This is a genomic window from Dysgonomonas termitidis (assembly GCF_042654545.1).
Lineage (GTDB): Bacteria > Bacteroidota > Bacteroidia > Bacteroidales > Dysgonomonadaceae > Dysgonomonas > Dysgonomonas termitidis.
In genome coordinates this window covers 1-1,452 of sequence record NZ_JBHSGN010000056.1, presented here as the reverse complement: position 1 = coordinate 1,452, position 1,452 = coordinate 1, and the positions used below count along the sequence as shown (strand labels likewise).

1 protein-coding gene is annotated in these 1,452 nt (G+C 53.8%); it reads left to right on the top strand.

Annotation, left to right across the window (positions count from 1 at the left end; genetic code table 11):
• The coding region (locus tag ACFO6W_RS07040; protein ID WP_379994722.1) for a fimbrillin family protein at positions 1–1,407 on the top strand (1,407 nt) is incomplete at its 5' end.
• Positions 1,408–1,452: the final 45 nt, after the last annotated feature.

Below are 1,452 nucleotides of genomic sequence, written 5' to 3'. Positions count from 1 at the left end.
CCGGAGATAACCTATACGGTGCCGATCCTACCCGAAAAGCAGGAAGACCTGCTGGTAGCCGTCACTGATGAGCTGAGTGCCGGTACCGTACCTGTTAACTTCAAGCATGCGCTAAGCCGGGTGCTTTTCCGTGCCCGGAGCAAGAAGGCCGACGTACCGGTTAAAATAGAAAAGGTGACTTTAATGAACCTGTATACGACCGGGACTTGGAAACTGGAGCCCGATGCACTGTTATCTAAATCCGGGGTGACACCCAATGCGGATGACGACTACAGCAGCGGCGTACCGACGGACTTATCACCATTCACATATGCGACGTACAACACAAGTTACGCTACGGCCCAGATGCCAGAAAATGAAAATGCCGCTTACCTGACCTATACAAGCGGGTCTAACGAGCACTTCTGGCAGGTTGACCCGACCAAACAGGCCGACTACACCGTTGACCTGAGCGCATCGAATACCGTGGGAAAGGATTATACCTCTATCACAGGGGAAACGCAGGGCCTGATGGTGATGCCGCAGGCTACGGCGTTCACCGGCACAATTGCCTCACCGAATTCCACGGACTTCTATGTGCAAGTGGAATACAGCGTGGGGGGCTCTAAAGCGCCGGCGAAAAACATCCGGGTATACGACTGGTGGAAGAAAGCATGGGGAAGCTTCACCTTCGAGCCGGGTAAGCAATATACATTCGATATGGAAGTAGATCCGGAGGGGATGATCACGTTGAGTGTGGGTCAGGTGGCTGCGTTTACATACCCGCCGATTGATGTGCCGAAGAAATTTGCAGTGGGGGATATAGTGCCTCTGGGGGTGGACGGCGCAATGGCGTTGGTGACGCAAGTGGACGCTTCCGACGATAGCCACGGCTGGGCCCTGGGCGCGACGCCTTTACTGGCTTACTCGACGTCGACTCCTGACGCGACCAGTTTCCCAGCTTCTGGCCCGGCCTATTCGGCCGACTGGGCAAATGCTGCCATTGATCTCACCGATTATCCTATGTACAAGTGGTTTGTCGAGGTCAACCATGGCGTTCGTGACCCTAATGCATGGGTTTCTGCCCGGTGGGCTAGTCTGGACGAGACTATGACCGCCTTGCTCTCGACCCCCAATGACATCAACTTAAAGTTTTGGCTCCCAATTTGCGGGGAAACTCCTGTCTCAGGTTCGTCGCAACTGCACCCGATTACGGTCGCACGGAGCGCTGAAGCTTACGCCACCTTCCTGGAATATTGGGGCGGAGGTGGGATGGCCCTCGCTATGAATGTGACGACGGGCGCGGTCTCGAACATGAACTGGAACCTTGGGCTATATGCTTACGTTGGGTCGACGAGTACCGATTGGTCTGGTTTAGGTATATCTACCTCCCCTTTATTCCGATGGTTTTACATCTTACGCTTCTAGAAACTTTTTTAAGATTGTTATCGAGCTATTTCAGCCGCTCTCATA